We start from the raw sequence: 19,844 nt of genomic DNA on the forward strand, positions 1-19,844 counted from the left end.
CGCCCTCGATCCTCAGTTCAGCGCTTCCATGCGCAGCTTCGTCACCTTCGACACGACCGTCGCGAGGCTCTCGATTTGCGCGATCGCCGTGTTGACGCTCTTCTCGAGCGTCTCGTGCGTGATCAGGATGATGTCGGTCTCGCCGTTCGCGCCGTCGACCTGCTCCGATTCCTTCTGCAGCAGCGCGTCGATCGAGATGCCCGATTCGGCGAGGATGCGCGTGATGTTGGCGAGCACACCCGTCTGGTCGGCCACCCGCAGGCGCAGGTAATAGCCGCTCGTGACTTCCTCGATCGGCAGGATCGGCGTGTTCGACAGGCTGTCGGGCTGGAACGCGAGGTGCGGCACGCGATGCTCGGGGTCGGCCGTATGCAGGCGCGTGACGTCGACGAGATCCGCAACGACCGCCGACGCCGTCGGTTCCGCGCCCGCGCCCTTGCCGTAGTACAGCGTCGTGCCGACCGCGTCGCCGTGCACGACGACCGCGTTCATCGCGCCTTCGACGTTCGCGAGCAGGCGCTTCTCCGGGATCAGCGTCGGGTGCACGCGCAGTTCGATGCCGCGCTCGGTGCGGCGCGTGATGCCGAGCAGCTTGATCCGGTAGCCGAGCTCTTCCGCGTAGCGGATGTCGGTCGCGTCGAGCTTGCTGATGCCCTCGACGTACGCACGGTCGAACTGCACCGGCACGCCGAACGCGATCGCGCTCATGATCGTCGCCTTGTGCGCGGCGTCGACGCCTTCGATGTCGAAGGTCGGATCGGCTTCCGCGTAGCCAAGCTCCTGCGCGGCCTTCAGCGCGGTCGCGAAATCGAGCCCGCGATCGCGCATTTCCGACAGGATGTAGTTGGTCGTGCCGTTGATGATGCCCGCGATGTACTGGATGCGGTTCGCGGTCAGGCCTTCGCGCAGCGCCTTGATGATCGGGATGCCGCCGGCGACGGCCGCCTCGAACGCGACCATCACGCCCTGCTCGCGCGCAGCCTCGAAGATCTCGGTGCCGTGCACCGCGAGCAGCGCCTTGTTCGCCGTCACGACGTGCTTGCCGTTCGCGATCGCGCGCAGCACGAGCTCGCGCGCGATGCCCGTGCCGCCGATCATCTCGGCGATGATCGCGATCGACGGATCGTCGACGACCGAATTGAAATCGTCGGTGATCTGCGCGGCGCCGGCGTCGCCGCCGAGCGCAGCCTGCGCCTTGGCCGGGTTGCGCACGGCAATGCGCGCCACCTCGATGCCGCGCCCCGCGCGTCGCTTGATTTCTTCCTGGTTGCGGCGCAGCACCGTGAAGGTGCCGCTGCCCACCGTGCCGAAGCCCAACAGGCCAACTTTGATCGGTTCCATGCTGCGTGTGATCGATGAGTAAGAAGTAGTGAGTTCCGTGTGGTCCTTGTCCGCTCAGGCCGAATGGCGCTTGCGGTAACCGTCGAGGAAGCGTGCGATCCGGTTGATCGAATCGGTCAGGTCGTCGAGGTTCGGCAGGAAAACCACGCGGAAGTGGTCCGGCGTCGCCCAGTTGAAACCCGTGCCCTGCACGAGCAGCACGCGCTCCTCGAGCAGCAGGTCGAGTATGAACTGCTGGTCGTTCTGGATCGGATAGATTTTCGGATCGAGGCGCGGGAACATGTACAGCGCGGCCTGCGGCTTGACGCAGGTCACGCCCGGAATCGACGTGAGCATGTCGTAAGCGAGCTCGCGCTGCTTGTACAGGCGCCCGCTCGGCACGATCAGCTCGTTGATGCTCTGGTAGCCGCCGAGCGCCGTCTGGATCGCGAACTGCCCCGGTACGTTCGCGCACAGCCGCATCGACGACAGGATCCCGAGCCCTTCGAGGTAATCCTTCGCGCGCCGGCGGTTGTCGCCGCCGAGGCCCGACACGGCCATCCAGCCCGCACGATAGCCGCACGAACGATAGCTCTTCGACAGGCTGTTGAACGTGACGGTGATCACGTCCTCCGACAGCGAGCCCATCGCCGTGTGCTCGAGGCCGTCATAGACGATCTTGTCGTAGACCTCGTCGGCGAACACGATCAGCCCGTGCTGGCGCGCGATCTCGATCAGCTCCAGCAGCAATTCGTCGGAATAAAGCGCGCCCGTCGGGTTGTTCGGGTTGATCACGACGATCGCCTTCGTGTTCGGCGTGATCTTGCGGCGGATGTCGTCGAGGTCGGGCATCCACGCGTTCTGCTCGTCGCACACGTAGTGCACGGGCGTGCCGCCCGACAGGCTCACCGCCGCCGTCCACAGCGGGTAGTCGGGCGCGGGCAGCAGCACTTCGTCGCCGTCGTTCAGGAGCGCCTGGGTCGCCATCACGATCAGCTCGGACGCGCCGTTGCCGATGTAGATGTCGTCGAGGCCGACGCCCACCACGCCCTTCTCCTGCGTGTAGTGCATCACGGCCTTGCGGGCCGAGAACACGCCCTTCGAATCCGAATAGCCCGACGACGCGGGCAGGTTGCGGATCATGTCCTGGATGATCTCGTCCGGCGCGTCGAAACCGAACGGCGCGAGGTTGCCGATGTTCAGCTTGATGATGCGATGGCCTTCTTCCTCGAGGCGCTTGGCGTGCTCGAGCACCGGGCCACGGATGTCGTAGCAGACGTTGAGCAGCTTGTTCGACTTCTGAATCGGTTTCACGACGACACGGTTCCTGGGTTGGCCTTGCGGCCGGGGGGACGGGATCAAAACTGGAAAGCGGCCGGTCTGTGCGCGCTGTCTAGACTGGGAAAATGCGGGCGATCGGGCACGACTTGTGGCAGCGCGCGATGCAAGTGGCGCCCGGGGGCGACCAAAAAGTTATAATTTAGCGGATTTTGGCCGACTTTCGCAATGCACCATAGCCGCGCCGGGCCCGCGCCGTGAGGCGTCCCGCGTGCGCAGGCGCGCGAAACCGGCCACCCGGGCCCGTGCGGCCCTGCAACACATTCCCCTACGGAACCGCGGAATACCGATTTGAAACTGCACCAGGACGCGAGCGGCGCGCTCAACACCGTCACCGGCTACGGCCCCGATTATGTCGACGTCAATCTCGAACGCCATGAAACGAGCGTCATCGTGCTGCCCGGCGCGCCGGTCCAGGCATGGCCCGTGTCGTCGTTCGACGAGCTCGCACCCGAGCATTTCGCGATGCTGCTCGACCCGCCCCCCGAACTCGTGATCTTCGGCAGCGGCGCGCGGCTGCGCTTCCCGCACCCGCGGCTGGTCGCCGCGCTCACGGCCAGGCGGATCGGCGTCGAGACGATGGATTTCCAGGCCGCGTGCCGCACCTACAACATCCTGATGGCCGAGGGCCGCAAAGTCGCCGCCGCGCTCTTAATTGAACGTTAATCCCCGATGCGGTAAAACTCGGGCCGGCGCGGCGGGTCGATCCCCGGATCGGCCCGGCCCGGCCGCCCGCCCCCGGCGCAACCCGCCGGCGGCCCGTCACAACAACCAACAGGCTGAAAATCCATGAACGATACGCCGTCGAGGCTACCGCTCAATCGCATCACGCTCGTCCTCCTGCTCGTCGCGCTCGCGGTCGTCTGGTTCGCGCCGCTCGGGCTGCGCCACCTGATCCCGAGCGACGAAGGCCGCTACGCGGAGATGGCGCGCGAGATGTTCGTCACCGGCGACTGGATCACGCCGCGCTACAACGGCTACAAGTACTTCGAGAAGCCGCCGCTGCAGACCTGGCTGAACGCGCTGACGTTCGCGTGGTTCGGCATCGGCGAATGGCAGGCGCGCCTCTACACGGCCGTCGTGAGCTTCGCCGGCATCCTGCTCGTCGGCTTCACCGGCGCGCGCTTGTTCAACCCGCTGTCGGGCTTCCTCGCGGCCGTCGTGCTCGCGTGCTCGCCGTACTGGAACCTGATGGGCCATTTCAACGCGCTCGACATGGGTCTCGCGTTCTGGATGGCGCTGTCGCTGTGCTCGCTGCTGCTCGCGCAGCGGCCCGGGCTGCGCCCGGCCGCGGTGCGCGGCTGGATGTGGGCGTGCTGGGCCGCGATGGCGTTCGCGGTGCTGTCGAAGGGCCTCGTCGGCCTGATCCTGCCCGGCGCCGTGCTCGTGCTCTATACGCTGATCGCGCGCGACTGGGCGCTGTGGAAGCGCCTGTACCTGGTCAGCGGCCTCGTGATCTTCTTCGCGATCGTCACGCCGTGGTTCGTGCTCGTCCAGCAACGCAACCCCGAGTTCTTCAACTTCTTCTTCATCGTCCAGCAGTTCCGCCGGTACCTGACCCCGGAACAGAACCGCCCTGGCCCGCTGTACTACTTCGTGCCGGTGCTGCTGGTCGGCTTCCTGCCGTGGCTGTCGGTCGCGTGGCAGAGCATCCGCCATGCGCTGCGGATGCCGCGCCAGCCGAACGGCTTCTCGCCGATGCTCGTGCTGCTGATCTGGAGCGCATTCATCTTCCTGTTCTTCAGCGCGTCGCATTCGAAACTGATCTCGTACGTGCTGCCGGTCGCGCCGGCGCTCGCGCTGATCATCGGTGCGTACCTGCCGCTGATGTCGGCCGACCGGTTCCGCCGCCACCTGCTCGGCTACCTCGTGTTTTTCGTCGTCGCGGCATTCGGGATCATCTTCCTCGCGTACCAGGGCGATGCCCGCACGCCGAACGCGCTGTACCGCGCGTTCCAGATGTGGCTGTACGCAGGCCTCGCGGTCTCGGCCGCGCTGACGCTCGCGGCGGCATGGCTGAACCGCCGCGCGGGCGTGGCAGCCGCGATCACCGCATTCGGCGCCGCGTGGCTCGCGTTCGGCACGATCGGCGGCACCGGGCACGACGAGTTCGGCCGCTACAGCTCGGGCGCGCTGCTCGCGCCCGCCGTGCGCGCCGAACTGGCGAAGCTGCCGCCCGACACGCCGTTCTACTCGATCGAGATGCTCGATCACACGTTCCCGTTCTATATGGGCCACACGACGATCATGGTCCAGCGCCAGGACGAGCTCGCATTCGGGATCTCGGTCGAGCCGAACAAGTGGATTCCGACCGTCGACGAATGGATCACGCGCTGGAAGCAGGAAACCCATGCGCTCGCGATCATGCCGCCCGGCCAGTACGACACGCTGGTCAAGCAAGGCGTGCCGATGCGCGTGATCGCGCGCGACAGCCGCCGCGTGATCGTCGAGAAACCGCAATCGTAAGGACGCCCACCGCATGAATCCCGTTTCGTTCGTCTGCATCATCACCGGCGTGATGCTCAACGCCTGTGCGCAACTGCTGCTGAAAGCCGGCGTCAACGCCGTTGGACACTTCGAATTCAGCCGTGCGAACATCCTCCCGGTCGGCCTGAAGATCGCGACCCAGTTGCCGATCATCGGCGGTCTCGGCTGCTACGTGCTGAGCGTCGTCGTCTGGATCCTCGGGCTGTCGCGGGTCGACGTGTCGATCGCGTACCCGATGCTGTCGCTCGGTTACGTCGTCAACGCAGTCGCGGCCTGGTACCTGTTCGGCGAGGTGCTGTCGGTCCAGCGGCTCGTCGGCATCGGCATCATCCTGATCGGCGTGCTCGTGCTTGCACGAAGCTGAGCATGCCTCGCAGCGTTAAGCGCCTGCCTACAAAAAATCACGGTGCGAATCCGCCAACCGGTGTTTAATGCCGGTTTCGGTCGGGATCGCCCGACCCTTTTATTACACGCCATTACAGGCCAAAGCGTTCATGAGCCAGACTACCGCTCCGTTTCTGCCGTTCACCCGCCCCGAGATCGATGAGGAAACCATCCAGGGCGTCGTCGAAGTGCTGCGCTCGGGCTGGATCACCACCGGCCCGCAATGCCAGAAATTCGAAGCGGCGCTGTCCGAATACTGCGGCGGCCGTCCGGTCCGCGCGTTCAACTCGGGCACCTGCACGCTCGAGATCGGCCTGCGCATCGCGGGCGTCGGTGCGGGCGACGAGGTGATCACGACGCCGGCGTCGTGGGTCTCGACCAGCAACGTGATCCTCGAGACGGGTGCGACGCCCGTGTTCGCGGACATCGATCCCGTCACGCGCAACATCGATCTCGACAAGCTCGAACAGGCGATCACGCCGCGCACGAAGGCGATCATCCCCGTCTACCTGGCCGGCCTGCCGGTCGACATGGACCGCCTGTACGCGATCGCGCGCGCGCACAACCTGCGCGTGATCGAAGATGCGGCGCAGGCGCTCGGCTCGACGTGGAACGGCAAGCGCATCGGCGCGCTCGGCGACATCGTGTCGTTCAGCTTCCACGCGAACAAGAACCTGACGACGATCGAAGGCGGCGCGCTCGTGCTGAACAACGAGGACGAGGCGACGCTCGCGCAGAAGTACCGGCTGCAGGGCATCACGCGCACGGGCTTCGACGGGATGGACTGCGACGTGCTCGGCGGCAAGTACAACCTGACCGACGTCGCCGCGCGCGTCGGCCTCGGCCAGTTGCCGCACCTCGAGCGCTTCACCTCGCAGCGCCGTGCGCTCGCGCGCGCGTATTTCGCCGCGTTCGACGGCGGCGCGGCCGCGAAGCTCGGCGTCGGCCTGCCGGTCGCCGAATTCGAGAACGGCAACTGGCACATGTTCCAGATCACGCTGCCGCTCGAGCAGCTGTCGATCCCGCGCGCCGAGTTCATGGCGCAGATGAAGGAACGCGGCATCGGCACGGGCATCCACTACCCGGCGATCCATCTTTTCACGCTGTACCGTGCGCGAGGCTTCAAGGAGGGCATGTTCCCCCACGCCGAACGGTACGGCGCGTCGACCGTCACGCTGCCGCTCTTCACGCAGATGACGGAGGGCGACGTGCGTCGCGTGGTCGACGCCATCAACCAGATTTGCGAACAATACGGAAAATAAGCGTACATGAGTCACCTTGAAGCACGCGCCGGGCATCCGGGCGCCGGGCACCTGGACGCCGGCCGGCCCGAAGTATCGATCATCATCCCCGTGTACAACGAGGAAGATGGCCTCGCCGCGCTGTTCGCGCGGCTGTATCCGGCACTCGACGCACTCGACACGTCATACGAAGTGATCCTGATCAACGACGGCAGCCGCGACCGCTCGGCCGCGATGCTCGCCGACCAGTTCCACGTGCGCCCCGACACGACGCGCGTCGTGCTGCTCAACGGCAACTACGGCCAGCACATGGCAATCCTCGCGGGCTTCGCGCAGTCGCGCGGCGAGATCGTCATCACGCTCGACGCCGACCTGCAGAACCCGCCCGAGGAAATCGGCAAGCTGATCGCGAAGATGCGCGAGGGCTACGACTACGTCGGCTCGATCCGCAAGCAGCGCCAGGACAGCCTGTGGCGACGCAAGGCGTCGCAGATGATGAACCGGCTGCGCGAGCGCATCACGCGCATCAAGATGACCGACCAGGGCTGCATGCTGCGCGCGTACAGCCGCCGCATCATCGACACGATCAACGTGTGCGGCGAAGTCAACACGTTCATCCCCGCGCTGGCCTATACGTTCGCGCAGAACCCGACCGAGATCGAGGTCGCGCACGAGGAGCGCTTCGCGGGCGAGTCGAAGTACTCGCTGTACAGCCTGATCCGGCTGAACTTCGACCTCGTGACGGGCTTCTCGGTCGTGCCGCTGCAGTGGCTGTCGTTCATCGGCGTGATCCTGTCGCTCGGCTCCGCCGCGCTGTTCGTGCTGCTGCTCGTGCGGCGCTTCATCGTCGGCGCGGAAGTGCAAGGCGTGTTCACGCTGTTCGCGATCACGTTCTTCCTGCTCGGCGTGATCATCTTCGCGCTCGGCCTGCTCGGCGAATACGTCGGCCGCATCTACCAGCAGGTGCGCGCACGGCCGCGCTACCTGATCCAGGCCGTGCTCGAGCAGCACGACGGCATGCCGGCGGTGCCGGCCGGCGCGAACCGCGCGGGAGCCGCGCAATGAAGCCGCGCGCGGTCGTCTTCGCGTATCACAACGTCGGCGTGCGGTGCCTGCAGGTGCTGCTCGCGCGCGGCGTCGACGTCGCGCTCGTCGTCACGCACGAGGACAACCCGAACGAGAACATCTGGTTCGGCAGCGTCGCGTCGGTCGCGGCCGAGCACGGCATTCCGGTCGTCACGCCGGCCGATCCCGCCGATCCGGCGCTGCGCCGCGCGGTGTCGGACGCGCAGCCCGATTTCATCTTCTCGTTCTACTACCGGCACATGCTGCCGGTGGACCTGCTCGCGATCGCGCCGCGCGGCGCGTACAACATGCACGGCTCGCTGCTGCCGAAATACCGGGGTCGGGTACCGACCAACTGGGCCGTGCTGAACGGCGAGACCGAAACCGGCGCGACGCTGCACGAGATGGCCGCGAAGCCCGACGCGGGCGCGATCATCGGCCAGACCGCGGTGCCGATCCTGCCCGACGACACGGCCACGCAAGTGTTCGACAAGGTCACGGTGGCCGCCGAGCAGACGCTCTGGCGCGTGCTGCCCGCGCTGCTCGCGGGCGAGGCTGCGCATCTGCCGAACGATCTCGCGACCGGCAGCTACTTCGGCGGGCGCAAGCCCGAAGACGGCCGCGTCGACTGGTCGAAGCCGGCCGCGCAGGTCTACAACCTGGTGCGCGCGGTCGCGCCCCCGTATCCGGGCGCGTTTACGGATGTCGACGGCACGCGTTTCGTGATCGCGCGCGCGCGCCTCGCGGCGCCCGGCAGCGCGGCAGCGGCCGCCGCGGCAGATTTGCCGCCCGGCCTGCACGTAAGCGATAATGCGCTATTCGGCGTCTGCGGCGACAGCCGCGCCCTATCCATTCTCGAGCTGTGGCAGCAGCGCGACGGCAGCGAAACCGTCGTGACGCCCGCGGAATTCGCGCAGTTCATTCATTCTTCCCGTCATTCATGAAAGCAAAAAAAGTCCTGATCCTGGGTGTGAACGGCTTCATCGGCCATCACCTGTCGAAGCGCATTCTTGAAACCACCGATTGGGAAGTGTTCGGCATGGACATGCAGACCGATCGGCTTGGCGACCTCGTCAACCACGAGCGGATGCATTTCTTCGAAGGCGACATCACGATCAACAAGGAGTGGGTCGAGTATCACGTGAAGAAGTGCGACGTGATCCTGCCGCTCGTCGCGATCGCGACGCCCGCCACCTACGTCCAGCAGCCGCTGCGCGTGTTCGAGCTCGACTTCGAGGCGAACCTGCCGATCGTGCGTTCGGCCGTCAAGTACGGCAAGCACCTCGTGTTCCCGTCGACCTCCGAGGTCTACGGCATGTGCTCGGACGAGCAGTTCGACCCGGATGCATCGGCGCTCACCTACGGCCCGATCAACAAGCCGCGCTGGATCTACGCGTGCTCGAAGCAGCTGATGGACCGCGTGATCTGGGGCTACGGGATGGAAGGCCTGAACTTCACGCTGTTCCGTCCGTTCAACTGGATCGGCCCGGGCCTCGACTCGATCTACACGCCGAAGGAAGGCAGCTCGCGCGTCGTCACGCAGTTCCTCGGCCACATCGTGCGCGGCGAGAACATCAGCCTCGTCGACGGCGGCTCGCAGAAGCGCGCGTTCACCGACATCGGCGACGGCATCAGCGCGCTGATGAAGATCATCGACAACGCGAACGGCGTCGCGTCGGGCAAGATCTACAACATCGGGAATCCGAAGAACAACTTCTCGGTTCGCGAACTCGCGCACAAGATGCTCGAACTGGCGGCGGAATACCCCGAGTACGCCGATTCGGCCAAGCAGGTGAAGCTCGTCGAAACGACGTCCGGCGCCTACTACGGCAACGGCTACCAGGACGTGCAGAACCGCGTGCCGAAGATCGACAACACGATGCAGGAGCTCGGCTGGGCGCCGCAAGCGACGTTCGACGACGCGCTGCGCAACATCTTCGAAGCGTATCGCGGCCACGTCGCCGACGCGCGCGCGCTCGTCGAACAGCAAGGCTGATCGGGACGCTCGCTTGGCTCGCATCGTCCTCAAGATCGACGTCGACACGCTGCGCGGCACGCGCGAAGGCGTGCCGAACCTCGCGCGCATCTTCGACCGCTTCAATGCGCGCGCGACCTTCCTCTTCAGCCTCGGGCCCGATCACACGGGCTGGGCGCTGCGGCGCGTGTTCCGCCCCGGCTTCCTGAAGAAGGTGTCGCGCACGTCGGTGGTCGAACACTACGGCGTGAAGCAGCTGATGTACGGCGTGCTGCTGCCGGGCCCCGACATCGGCCGCCGTGCGATCTCCGACATGCGCGCGATCCACGAGGCCGGCTTCGAATGCGGGATCCATACATGGGATCACGTGTACTGGCAGGACAACGTCCGCGCGCGCGATCGCGACTGGACCGCGCGTGAAATGCAGAAGAGCCATGCGCGCTTCATCGAGATCTTCGGCGCACCGCCCGTCACGCACGGCGCGGCCGGCTGGCAGATGAACGACTCCGCGTTCGAGCAGATCGACGCATGGGGGATGCGCTACGCGTCCGACGGTCGCGGCCATACGCCGTACCTGCCCGTCGTCGGCGGCCGCACGCTGTCGCACGTGCAGATGCCGACGACGCTGCCCACGCTCGACGAAGTGCTCGGCATCGACGGCGTCGACACGCACAACGTCGCCGCGCACATCCTCAAGTTCACCGAAACCAATCCGCACGACCAGGTGTTCACGCTGCATGCGGAGCTGGAAGGCCAGAAGCTCGCGCCCGTGTTCGAGCAACTGCTCGCCGGCTGGCGCGCGCAAGGCCACACGTTTGCGACGATGGGCGACTACCACGCGACGCTGGACCGCGACTCGCTGCCATCGTACCCTGTCACGTGGGGCGAAATCCCCGGCCGCTCCGGCGAACTGATCGTCCAGCCCGACTGAGTTCGCACGCGAGCCGGCGTCGCCCGCAGCGCCCTTGCGGCGCGCTGCCGCGACGCCCCGCCGCACCGCGCCGCCGTCGCGGCGCCTTTCCATAACAACAGGAGAAACACGTGTCTGTCGAAGTTGACCGTCAAGTTCCCGATTTCACCGCGCCGGCCACGGGCGGCGACATTTCGCTGTCCGACCTGAAGGGCAAGAAGCTCGTGCTGTACTTCTATCCGAAGGACAACACGCCGGGCTGCACGACCGAAGGGCTGCAGTTCCGCGATCTCTATCCGAAGTTCAAGAAAGCCGGTGCGGAAGTCATCGGCGTGTCGCGCGACAGCCTGCGCTCGCATGACAATTTCAAGGCAAAGCTCGAACTGCCGTTCCCGCTGATCTCCGATGCCGACGAAGCGCTGTGCGCGCTGTTCGATGTCATCAAGATGAAGAAAATGTATGGCAAGGAAGTGCGCGGAATCGAGCGCTCGACGTTCCTGATCGACGCTGACGGCGTGCTCCGTCAGGCATGGCGCGGCATCAAGGTACCGGGTCATGTCGACGACGTGCTAAGTGCTGTACAAGCGCTTTGAGGCGCGTTATATTGGGCCGCAATGAATGCCAGTTCGCCCCATATTTCTCGTAGCTGCGCCGGTGCTCGATGCGACGCTTCCCGGCACCTGACGCGCATCACGACGGTATCAGCCGAGCCGCATGTCCCTGTCGACGGGGCAGCGGCTTTTTTTATGGATTGCGCGCCGGCCCTCGGTCCGGCCCTCACCCCGTCAAGGAGCTGATCGACACTTAGGCGAACCGGCTAGACGAACTTCCTGTGCGCCACCGCGCGCAAACTGCATGCGTCTACGTCACGCAGGATGCGATCAGCGGCGCACGCCTTGCGACACGATTCCTCCCGAGGGACACCATGCCTTTGCCTACTCCCCCCAGCAAGCTCGGCAGCCTGCTGCCGCCCGACGAATACAAGGCGAAAGCGCGGCCCGCGAAAGCCGCGAAGAAATCCGCCGAAGGGGACGCATCCACAGCCGGTGACTATGGTCCGGCCAGCGTGGCCCAACCGATGATCGAAGCCGCGAACACGGCCGCGCCGCTGCGCGCCGTCGCGTCTTCGGCGCAAGAAACCGCGAGCGCACCCGCACGCGGCCGCAAAAGCAAACAGACGGCTGCCCTGTTGCAGCCGATGCCGGCCCACGCCGAACCCGCGGCGCCCGTCGTCGCGCGCAACGACAAGCCGGCCGCCGACAAACCGGCCGCGGCTCCCGCGCGCGATGCCGGCGCAGCGACGAAGTCGCGCAGCCGCAAGCCCGCCGAAGCCGAACTGCAGAAACTGTTCGTGCTCGACACCAACGTGCTGATGCACGACCCGAGCAGCCTCTTCCGCTTCGAGGAACACGACGTCTATCTGCCGATGATGACGCTCGAGGAACTCGACAACCACAAGAAGGGGATGTCCGAAGTCGCGCGCAACGCACGCCAGGTCAGCCGCACGCTCGACGCGCTCGTCGCCGATGGCGGCCCGATCTCGGCCGGCATCCCGCTGTCGCGCCTCGGCAGCCGCGAGGCGCTCGGCCGCCTGTACTTCCAGACGAAGCTCGCCGACATCGCGCCCGTCGAAGGCTTGCCCGCAGGCAAGGCCGACAACCAGATCCTCGGCGTCGTGCGCGCGCTGCAGCGCGACCGGCCCGACCGCCTGGTCGTGCTGGTGTCGAAAGACATCAACATGCGGATCAAGGCGCACGCGCTCGGCCTGCCCGCGGAAGACTACTTCAACGACCAGGTGCTCGAGGACTCGGATCTCCTGTACAACGGCGTGCGCGAACTGCCGCAGGACTTCTGGACCAAGCACGCGAAGGGCATGGAGAGCTGGCAGGACACGAAGACGGGCACCACGTACTACCGCGTGACGGGCCCGCTCGTCGCGTCGATGCTCGTCAACGAGTTCGTCTATCTCGAGCCGCAGAACGGCGAGCCGACGTTCCACGCGATCGTCCGCGAGCTGAACGGCAAGACGGCGCTGCTGCAGACGCTGCGCGACTACAGCCACCACAAGAACAACGTGTGGGGCATCACCGCGCGCAACCGCGAGCAGAACTTCGCGCTGAACCTGCTGATGAACCCCGAGATCGACTTCGTCACGCTGCTCGGCCAGGCCGGCACCGGCAAGACGCTGGTCGCGCTCGCGGCCGGCCTCGCGCAGGTGCTCGACGACAAGCGCTACAACGAGATCATCGTGACGCGCGCGACCGTGCCCGTCGGCGAGGACATCGGTTTCCTGCCCGGCACCGAGGAAGAGAAGATGCAGCCGTGGATGGGCGCATTCGACGACAACCTCGAAGTGCTGCAGAAGACCGACGACGCTGCCGGCGAATGGGGCCGTGCCGCGACGCAGGAACTGATCCGCTCGCGCCTGAAGGTGAAGAGCATGAACTTCATGCGCGGCCGCACGTTCGTCGACAAGTACCTGATCATCGACGAGGCGCAGAACCTGACGCCGAAGCAGATGAAGACGCTCGTCACGCGCGCGGGCCCCGGCACGAAGATCGTGTGCCTCGGCAACATCGCGCAGATCGACACGCCTTACCTGACCGAAGGCAGCTCGGGCCTGACCTACGTCGTCGACCGCTTCAAGGGCTGGGGCCACAGCGGCCACGTGACGCTTGCGCGCGGCGAACGCTCGCGACTCGCCGACTACGCGTCGGACATCCTGTAACGCGGCAGGCCGGCCCGCCGGCCGGCTTTCGACGCATCGCGGCGCTCCGTTTCCGGAGCGCCGTTTTTATTTGGGGTCGAAAACGCAGGTAACGCATCGTCACGCAACAGCCCCACTTACGCGCGAAACTTCAAGTAAATTCTCAGGAATGGTTGCTTAAGCCCCGCCGGAGCGTCTACCATCGGGTCTGTCTGTTGTCATACGATTCGCGAGCGCGCCGCGCTCGCCCGCCTTGCCATGCTTCGAATCTGGGTTCCCGTCACCGTCGTTTCGCTGCTTGCGGCCTGCTCCAGCGTGCCGCCGCAGTCGGCATCGCGCGAGCCGGGAATGAGGATCACAACGCCGCGCGCGTTCCCCGCTCCCGCCAATTTCCCGAAATTCGTCGATCACAGCGTCGGCCAGGAAGAAATCTCGATCCAGGCAATGAGCCTCGTCGGCGTCCCGTATCGCTGGGGCGGCAACACGCCGACGAGCGGCTTCGACTGCAGCGGGCTCGTGCGCTACGTGATCGGCCGCGCGGCCGACGTGAACCTGCCGCGCACGACCGCTGACATGAGCGGCCGCGGCGTGTCGATCGAGCCCGACCAGATCGCGCCGGGCGACCTGATCTTCTTCAATACGACCGGACGGCCGCATTCGCACGTCGGCATCTACGTCGGCAAGCTGCGCTTCGTCAACGCACCGTCGACAGGCGGCACCGTGCGGCTCGACTACCTGACGAACCCGTACTGGGCCAAGCGTTTCGACGGCATTCGCCGCGTCGCGCCGCCGCGCGCGACGCCGACGCCGTTCGATGCGCCGACCTACGAAGCGAAGCGCGACGAGCCGCGCAACCCGCCGGTGGTTGCGCCCGCCCCTGTCATGACTGCCGCCGCGCCGCGGCAGCCTGCCTATGCTTCGTCGCAAGCCGGCGCGTCACCGGCACCCGCTCCGATCATGCCGGCCACGCAGGCCGTGACGACCGCCGCAGTGGCGCCCGCAGTCGCGCCCGCCGATCCGTACGAACCGCCGCCGCCGCGCGTGCAGGCAGCCCGGCAACAGGCAACGTCGGCGAATGGCGATGGCGGCCTGAGCGCGATGACGGCGAATGCAGCGCCGGCCGGCCCGGCAGAAGTCGGCACGCAGATTCCGACGACGGCACTGACGGCTGCCCAGGCGGCCGCATTCGATGCGGAACCGCCGCCCGCAGCGGCCGCGACGTCGCCGCGCAGCACCGAGCCCGCGGCCGTGCAGGTGCTGCGTGCGTCGACGCAATCCGCGCCCGTCAGCCCGCGCACCGGCACCGCAGACGATCCGATTGCCCGGTTCGCGAACGGGAGCTACTAGCCCGTTGCTCACACCCCGACGGCAACCTCGGCGGCATCCGCCGCAGCCCCGCCGTTCGTCGCAAACTTCCTTGCCCCCAAAGAAAATGCGCCGCAGCCTTTCGGCTTGCGGCGCATTTCATGTCGATCCGGCAGCGTTGGCGATCAGAAGATCCGGTGTCCGAGCCACCATCCGCCGGCCGCGATCAGCGCGGATGCCGGAATCGTCAGCACCCACGCCCACACGATGTTGCCGGCAACGCCCCAGCGCACGGCCGACAGCTTCTGCGTCGCGCCGACGCCGACGATCGCGCCGGTGATCGTATGCGTGGTCGAGACGGGGATGCCGAGGAACGACGCGATGAACAGCGTGATCGCGCCGCCGCTTTCGGCACAGAAACCGCCGACCGGCTTGAGCTTCGTGATCTTCTGGCCCATCGTGCGCACGATGCGCCAGCCGCCGAACAGCGTGCCGAGGCCCATCGACAGGTAGCACGCGCCGATCACCCACGCGGGCGGCGCATCGGACGTCGCCGACGCATAGCCCGACGCGATCAGCAGCATCCAGATGATGCCGATCGTCTTCTGCGCGTCATTGCCGCCGTGGCCGAGGCTGTACAGGCCGGCCGACAGCAGCTGGAGCCGCCGGAACCGCCGGTCGACCTTGCTGGGCGCGGTACGGAAATACAGCCACGACACGCCGAGCATGAACAGCGAACCGAGGATGAAGCCGAGCAGCGGCGAAATGAAGATGAACGCGACGGTCTTCATCAGCCCGTCGATATTCAGCGAGCTCCAGCCCGATTTCGCGAGTGCCGAGCCGACGAGTCCGCCGATCAGCGCGTGCGACGAGCTCGACGGGATCCCGTAGTACCACGTGATCACGTTCCAGCCGATCGCACCGACCAGCGCGCCGAACACGACATAGTGGTCGACGATCTCGGGATCGATCGTGCCTCTACCGACGGTCTGCGCGACTTTCAGGTGGAAGATGAAATACGCGATGACGTTGAACGCCGCCGCGAACACCACGGCCTGCTGGGGTTTCAGCACCCCGGTGGACACGACGGTGGCGATCGAGTTCGCCGCGTCGTGGAAGCCGTTCATGAAGTCGAATACGAGCGCGACGAGCACCAGCGTCGCGACCATCCATAGGGCGAGTTGTATCGAATGCATCGTGGTCCGCTCAGGCGTTTTCCAGCACGATGCCTTCGATGATGTTCGCGACGTCCTCGCACTTGTCGGTGATCTCTTCGAGCAGCTCGTAGATCGCCTTCAGCTTGATGAGCGTCTTCACGTCGTCTTCTTCGCGAAACAGCTTCGACATCGCGGCGCGCAGCACGCGATCGGCCTCCGACTCCCAGCGGTCGATCTCCTCGCACTGCTTGAGGATCTGCGCCGACTGCTTCATGTCCGACAGCATCGCGACAGCCTGCTGCACGTGCTGGGCCGACTGCGTGACGATGTGCGCGAGCTGGCTCGCCTCGGACGTGACGGATTGCACGTCGTACAGCGACACGGCCGTCGCGACGTCTTCCATCAGGTCGAGGATGTCGTCCATCGTCGTGATCAGCTTGTGGATCTCGTCGCGATCGAGCGGCGTGATGAAAGTCTTGTGCAGCAGATCGATCGCTTCGTGCGTGAGCTTGTCGGCGGCCTTCTCGGCGGTTTGCACGTTTTGCTTGTGAATCTCGGCGTCGGCGAGATTGTCGATCAGCAGTTCGAGCTCGCGGCCACCGGAAACGATGTACTTCGCGTGCGCATTGAAGAGTTCAAAGAACTTGCCCTCGGTGGGCATGAATCGACCGAACATGGGATTCCTGAGAGATTGTCAAACTACTGTCACGAAAACGGGCGACATTGTACCGTTTTCGGTCGCGCCGCGACGCGCGCACATGCGCGCGCCGGGATTGGATACAACGCTTGGCGATTTAGGGCTTTACATCCGGCGTTACTCGCCGTAGAACGTCTGCGCCCCTGCAAAATTATCGAACTTCGTGTATTGACCCAGGAACGTGAGTCGAACGGGGCCGATCGGACCGTTACGCTGCTTGCCGATGATGATTTCGGCCGTGCCCTTGTCCGGGCTGTCAGGGTTGTAGACTTCGTCGCGGTAGATGAACAGGATCACGTCCGCATCCTGTTCGATTGCGCCCGATTCACGCAAATCGGACATCACCGGGCGCTTGTTCGGACGCTGTTCGAGGCCGCGGTTCAGCTGCGACAGCGCGATCACCGGCACGTCCAGTTCCTTCGCGAGGCTCTTCAGCGATCGCGAGATTTCCGAGATTTCGGTCGCGCGGTTCTCGCCCTGCGACGAACCCGACATCAGCTGCAGGTAGTCGACGATGATCAGGCCGAGCTTGCCGCATTGACGCGCAAGACGCCGCGCGCGCGAGCGCAATTCCATCGGGTTCAGGCCGCCCGTCTCGTCGATGAAGAGCTGCGCCTCGCTCATCTTCTGCACAGCGTGCGTCAGCTTCGGCCAATCCTCGTCCGTCAGGCGGCCCGTACGCATCCGGTGCTGGTCGAGCCGGCCGATCGAACCAAGCATACGCATCACGAGCTGGGTGCCCGGCATTTCCATCGAGAACACCGCGACCGGCAGCCCGTACTCGACCGCGACGTATTCGCCGATGTTCATCGAAAATGCGGTCTTACCCATCGACGGTCTTCCGGCCACGATGATCAGTTCGCCGCCGTGCATCCCGGACGTCATCCGATCGAGGTCGACGAAGCCCGTCGGCGTGCCCGTGACGTCGCTCGGGTTCGCGGTGTGGTACAGCGTGTCGATGCGCTCGACGACCTGCGTGAGCAGCGGGCCGATCTCGAGGAAGCCCTGGTTGCCGCGCGCGCCCTCTTCGGCGATCGAGAACACCTTCGACTCGGCTTCGTCGAGCAGCTGGCGGACTTCCTTGCCCTGCGGATTGAACGCGTCGGCCGAGATTTCGTCGGCGACCGACACGAGCCGGCGCAGCACCGCACGATCGCGCACGATTTCCGCATAACGACGGATGTTCGCCGCGCTCGGCGTGTTCTGCGCGAGTGCATTCAGGTACGCGAGCCCGCCGACGTCGTCGGCCTTGCCGGACGTGGTCATCGCTTCGTACACGGTCACGACGTCGGCCGGGCGCGTCGACGCGATCAGCCGGCCGATGTGCTCGTAGATGATCCGGTGGTCGTAGCGGTAGAAATCGCCCTGCGACAGGAAGTCGGCGATCCGGTCCCATGCCGCGTTGTCGAGCAACAGGCCGCCGAGCACCGACTGTTCGGCTTCGACCGAATGCGGCGGGACTTTCAGCGATTCGATTTGGGGATCTTGCGGCGCGTTCATGGGTTGGGATTATCGCGAATTACACAGGTCGGCGCCATACCGGCCGCCAGTGATGCGGCAATAAAAAAGGCAGGCCCCGGTTGCCCGGGCGCCTGCCCTTGTCCGGACAGCGGAGGCCGCCCGGAAAGCTTGCGTACGCTTACGCGTGGTCGCCGATCACGTTGACCGTGACGTCGACGACGACGTCCGTGTGCAGCGCGACCTGGACGTTGTGCTCGCCGATCATCTTCAGCGGGCCTTCCGGCATGCGAACTTGCAGCTTCTCGACTTCGAAACCTGCCTTCTTCAGCAGTTCCGCGACGTCGCCGTTCGTGACCGAGCCGAACAGACGGCCGTCAACGCCCGACTTCTGCGTGATTTCGAACGACTGGCCGTTCAGCTTCTCGCCGACTGCCTGCGATGCTGCCAGCTTTTCAGCGGCGATCTTTTCGAGTTCCGCGCGGCGGACTTCGAATTCAGCAATCGCTTCCTTCGTTGCACGACGAGCCTTGCGGTTCGGGATCAGGAAGTTGCGAGCGTAACCGTCCTTGACCTTGACGATGTCGCCGAGGTTGCCCAGGTTGGCGACTTTTTCCAACAGAATGATTTGCATTCGAATTCTCCTTATTGCGTCGCCTGATTACGCCTTGTGCTGATCGGTGTACGGCATCAGCGCGAGGAAACGCGCGCGCTTGATTGCCGTGTCCAGCTGACGCTGATAGTGCGCCTTCGTACCCGTCAGACGAGCCGGCGTGATCTTGCCGTTTTCGCCGATGAAGTCCTTCAGCGTTTCCGTGTCCTTGTAGTCGATCTGCTCGACGCCGGCAGCCGTGAAACGGCAGAACTTCTTGCGCTTGAAGAGCGGGTTTTGTTGCTGACGACGCTTGTCGAATTTCTTACCAGTCGGGCGGGGCATGATTTCAGTCCTTTCCAATGTCCTGCAATGCTGTGATGTGAAACACCAAGGTTCTCGCGTTGCGGCTTTTCTTTGCCAGGAAGCCCGTGAACAGCGTTTCGACGCCCATTTCACGGCTTTCCAGCCTGCCGCTCGCCTCACCGGCCGCCACCGCCTCGATCGTCATTTCGACCTGACGGGGAATGCCTGCTTCGACGACTTCCGTGCGGTGGTGCAACGTGGCGCTTGCGATCGGAACACCTGCCGGCGTATATCGCACCGGTGCGCGTTCGACGACGCTCGCCGTCAATTGCAACCTGTTCACGTGAGTGGCGCGCTCCTTGATGGCTTAATGAATGACGAACTTAAGCCTGCGCTTCGGTCGGCTGAGCTGCAGCCGCCTTCTTGGCTTCTTCGCGCTGAACTTCCTTCATCATCGGCGACGGGCCGGTTTCGGCCTTCTTCATCTTGACGATGAGGTGGCGCAGCACGGCGTCGTTGAACTTGAACGCGTGTTCGAGTTCGTCGAGCGTCGTCTGGTCGCACTCGATGTTCATGCAGACGTAGTGAGCCTTCGCGAGTTTCTCGATCATGTAGGCCAGTTGGCGACGGCCCCAGTCTTCGACACGGTGGATCTGACCGCCGTGCGACGTGATCGTGGACTTGTAACGCTCGATCATCGCGGGCACTTGCTCGCTCTGATCGGGGTGCACGATGAATACGATTTCGTAATGACGCATTACACACTCCTTGTGGATTAAAGCCACCCGGGCGTCTGAACCGGTGTGGCAAGTGAGAAGCCAAAGATTCTAACCCGCATACGGGGCGCATGCAAGGCCAATCGACGATTCGCGGCCGGATTCAGCCGTGTTTTCAACGACTTG

20 protein-coding genes and 1 pseudogene are annotated in these 19,844 nt (G+C 65.2%); 11 read left to right on the top strand and 10 right to left on the bottom strand.

Translation table 11 applies throughout. The annotated features are described in order from the left end of the window. Positions 1-12 precede the first annotated feature (12 nt). Positions 13-1,341 carry a homoserine dehydrogenase gene (locus ABD05_RS15420; RefSeq protein WP_047900868.1) on the bottom strand — a complete coding sequence of 443 codons (1,329 nt, stop codon included), beginning with the start codon at positions 1,339-1,341 and terminating at the stop codon, positions 13-15. Between the two features lie 54 nt (positions 1,342-1,395). Beyond that, on the bottom strand, positions 1,396-2,634 hold the full coding sequence (locus ABD05_RS15425; RefSeq protein ID WP_047900869.1) for a pyridoxal phosphate-dependent aminotransferase: 1,239 nt from the start codon (positions 2,632-2,634) through the stop codon (positions 1,396-1,398). Between the two features lie 315 nt (positions 2,635-2,949). On the opposite strand from ABD05_RS15425, the gene ABD05_RS15430 reads away from it, so the two are divergent. The 9 genes from ABD05_RS15430 to ABD05_RS15470 all read left to right on the top strand — a co-directional run bounded on the left by ABD05_RS15430 (position 2,950) and on the right by ABD05_RS15470 (position 11,313). Then, the gene (locus ABD05_RS15430) at positions 2,950-3,324 is read left to right on the top strand and encodes an Mth938-like domain-containing protein (RefSeq protein ID WP_047900870.1); all 375 of its coding nucleotides are present in this window, start codon (positions 2,950-2,952) and stop codon (positions 3,322-3,324) included. A 123-nt stretch (positions 3,325-3,447) separates the two neighbouring features. Next, positions 3,448-5,124, top strand: a complete 1,677-nt coding sequence (locus ABD05_RS15435; protein WP_047900871.1) for a glycosyltransferase family 39 protein — start codon at positions 3,448-3,450, stop codon at positions 5,122-5,124. Between the two features lie 13 nt (positions 5,125-5,137). Beyond that, a complete protein-coding gene (locus ABD05_RS15440; protein ID WP_047900872.1) occupies positions 5,138-5,509 on the top strand; it encodes an SMR family transporter in 372 nt (123 codons plus the stop codon). Positions 5,510-5,639: 130 nt separating this feature from the next. Further along, entirely contained in the window at positions 5,640-6,791 is a 1,152-nt protein-coding gene (locus ABD05_RS15445; protein ID WP_047900873.1) for a DegT/DnrJ/EryC1/StrS family aminotransferase, read from the top strand. A 6-nt stretch (positions 6,792-6,797) separates the two neighbouring features. Then, entirely contained in the window at positions 6,798-7,835 is a 1,038-nt protein-coding gene (locus ABD05_RS15450; RefSeq protein ID WP_047900874.1) for a glycosyltransferase, read from the top strand. Beyond that, a complete protein-coding gene (locus ABD05_RS15455) occupies positions 7,832-8,779 on the top strand; it encodes a formyltransferase (RefSeq protein WP_047900875.1) in 948 nt (315 codons plus the stop codon). Before ABD05_RS15450 ends, ABD05_RS15455 begins: the two co-directional genes overlap by 4 nt. After that, the gene (locus tag ABD05_RS15460; protein WP_053059942.1) at positions 8,776-9,831 is read left to right on the top strand and encodes a bifunctional UDP-4-keto-pentose/UDP-xylose synthase; all 1,056 of its coding nucleotides are present in this window, start codon (positions 8,776-8,778) and stop codon (positions 9,829-9,831) included. The genes ABD05_RS15455 and ABD05_RS15460 overlap by 4 nt, the downstream gene beginning before the upstream one ends. Before the next feature lie 13 nt (positions 9,832-9,844). Next, positions 9,845-10,741, top strand: coding sequence for a polysaccharide deacetylase family protein (locus tag ABD05_RS15465; RefSeq protein ID WP_047900876.1), 897 nt, complete (start codon positions 9,845-9,847; stop codon positions 10,739-10,741). Positions 10,742-10,851: 110 nt separating this feature from the next. After that, a complete protein-coding gene (locus tag ABD05_RS15470; protein WP_006756046.1) occupies positions 10,852-11,313 on the top strand; it encodes a peroxiredoxin in 462 nt (153 codons plus the stop codon). Between the two features lie 192 nt (positions 11,314-11,505). Here ABD05_RS15470 and ABD05_RS39420 read toward each other — a convergent pair. After that, positions 11,506-11,750: pseudogene (locus tag ABD05_RS39420) on the bottom strand (hypothetical protein); the annotation flags it as partial. On the opposite strand from ABD05_RS39420, the gene ABD05_RS15475 reads away from it, so the two are divergent. Beyond that, a complete protein-coding gene (locus ABD05_RS15475; RefSeq protein ID WP_047900877.1) occupies positions 11,646-13,448 on the top strand; it encodes a PhoH family protein in 1,803 nt (600 codons plus the stop codon). The pseudogene ABD05_RS39420 and the gene ABD05_RS15475 overlap by 105 nt on opposite strands. A gap of 237 nt (positions 13,449-13,685) precedes the next feature. Further along, entirely contained in the window at positions 13,686-14,774 is a 1,089-nt protein-coding gene (locus ABD05_RS15480) for an NlpC/P60 family protein (protein WP_047900878.1), read from the top strand. Between the two features lie 143 nt (positions 14,775-14,917). Here ABD05_RS15480 and ABD05_RS15485 read toward each other — a convergent pair whose 3' ends face one another. The 7 genes from ABD05_RS15485 to rpsF form a co-directional block, all read right to left on the bottom strand. Next, positions 14,918-15,928, bottom strand: a complete 1,011-nt coding sequence (locus ABD05_RS15485) for an inorganic phosphate transporter (protein ID WP_047900879.1) — start codon at positions 15,926-15,928, stop codon at positions 14,918-14,920. A 10-nt stretch (positions 15,929-15,938) separates the two neighbouring features. Beyond that, complete coding sequence (locus ABD05_RS15490; RefSeq protein WP_047900880.1) at positions 15,939-16,565, bottom strand: DUF47 domain-containing protein; 627 nt, start codon at positions 16,563-16,565, stop codon at positions 15,939-15,941. A 138-nt stretch (positions 16,566-16,703) separates the two neighbouring features. Beyond that, positions 16,704-18,086: a replicative DNA helicase gene (locus ABD05_RS15495; RefSeq protein ID WP_047900881.1), complete on the bottom strand. Its 1,383-nt coding sequence runs from the start codon at positions 18,084-18,086 to the stop codon at positions 16,704-16,706. Positions 18,087-18,225: 139 nt separating this feature from the next. After that, complete coding sequence (gene rplI / locus ABD05_RS15500; protein WP_047900882.1) at positions 18,226-18,678, bottom strand: 50S ribosomal protein L9; 453 nt, start codon at positions 18,676-18,678, stop codon at positions 18,226-18,228. Positions 18,679-18,705: 27 nt separating this feature from the next. Continuing rightward, a complete protein-coding gene (gene rpsR, locus ABD05_RS15505) occupies positions 18,706-18,981 on the bottom strand; it encodes a 30S ribosomal protein S18 (protein ID WP_047900883.1) in 276 nt (91 codons plus the stop codon). A 4-nt stretch (positions 18,982-18,985) separates the two neighbouring features. Beyond that, the gene (gene priB, locus ABD05_RS15510) at positions 18,986-19,285 is read right to left on the bottom strand and encodes a primosomal replication protein N (RefSeq protein WP_011657069.1); all 300 of its coding nucleotides are present in this window, start codon (positions 19,283-19,285) and stop codon (positions 18,986-18,988) included. A 40-nt stretch (positions 19,286-19,325) separates the two neighbouring features. Further along, positions 19,326-19,700, bottom strand: coding sequence for a 30S ribosomal protein S6 (gene rpsF, locus ABD05_RS15515; protein ID WP_004193673.1), 375 nt, complete (start codon positions 19,698-19,700; stop codon positions 19,326-19,328). Positions 19,701-19,844 lie beyond the last annotated feature (144 nt).

The organism is Burkholderia pyrrocinia (genome assembly GCF_001028665.1).
In the GTDB taxonomy this organism is placed as follows: Bacteria; Pseudomonadota; Gammaproteobacteria; order Burkholderiales; family Burkholderiaceae; genus Burkholderia; species Burkholderia pyrrocinia.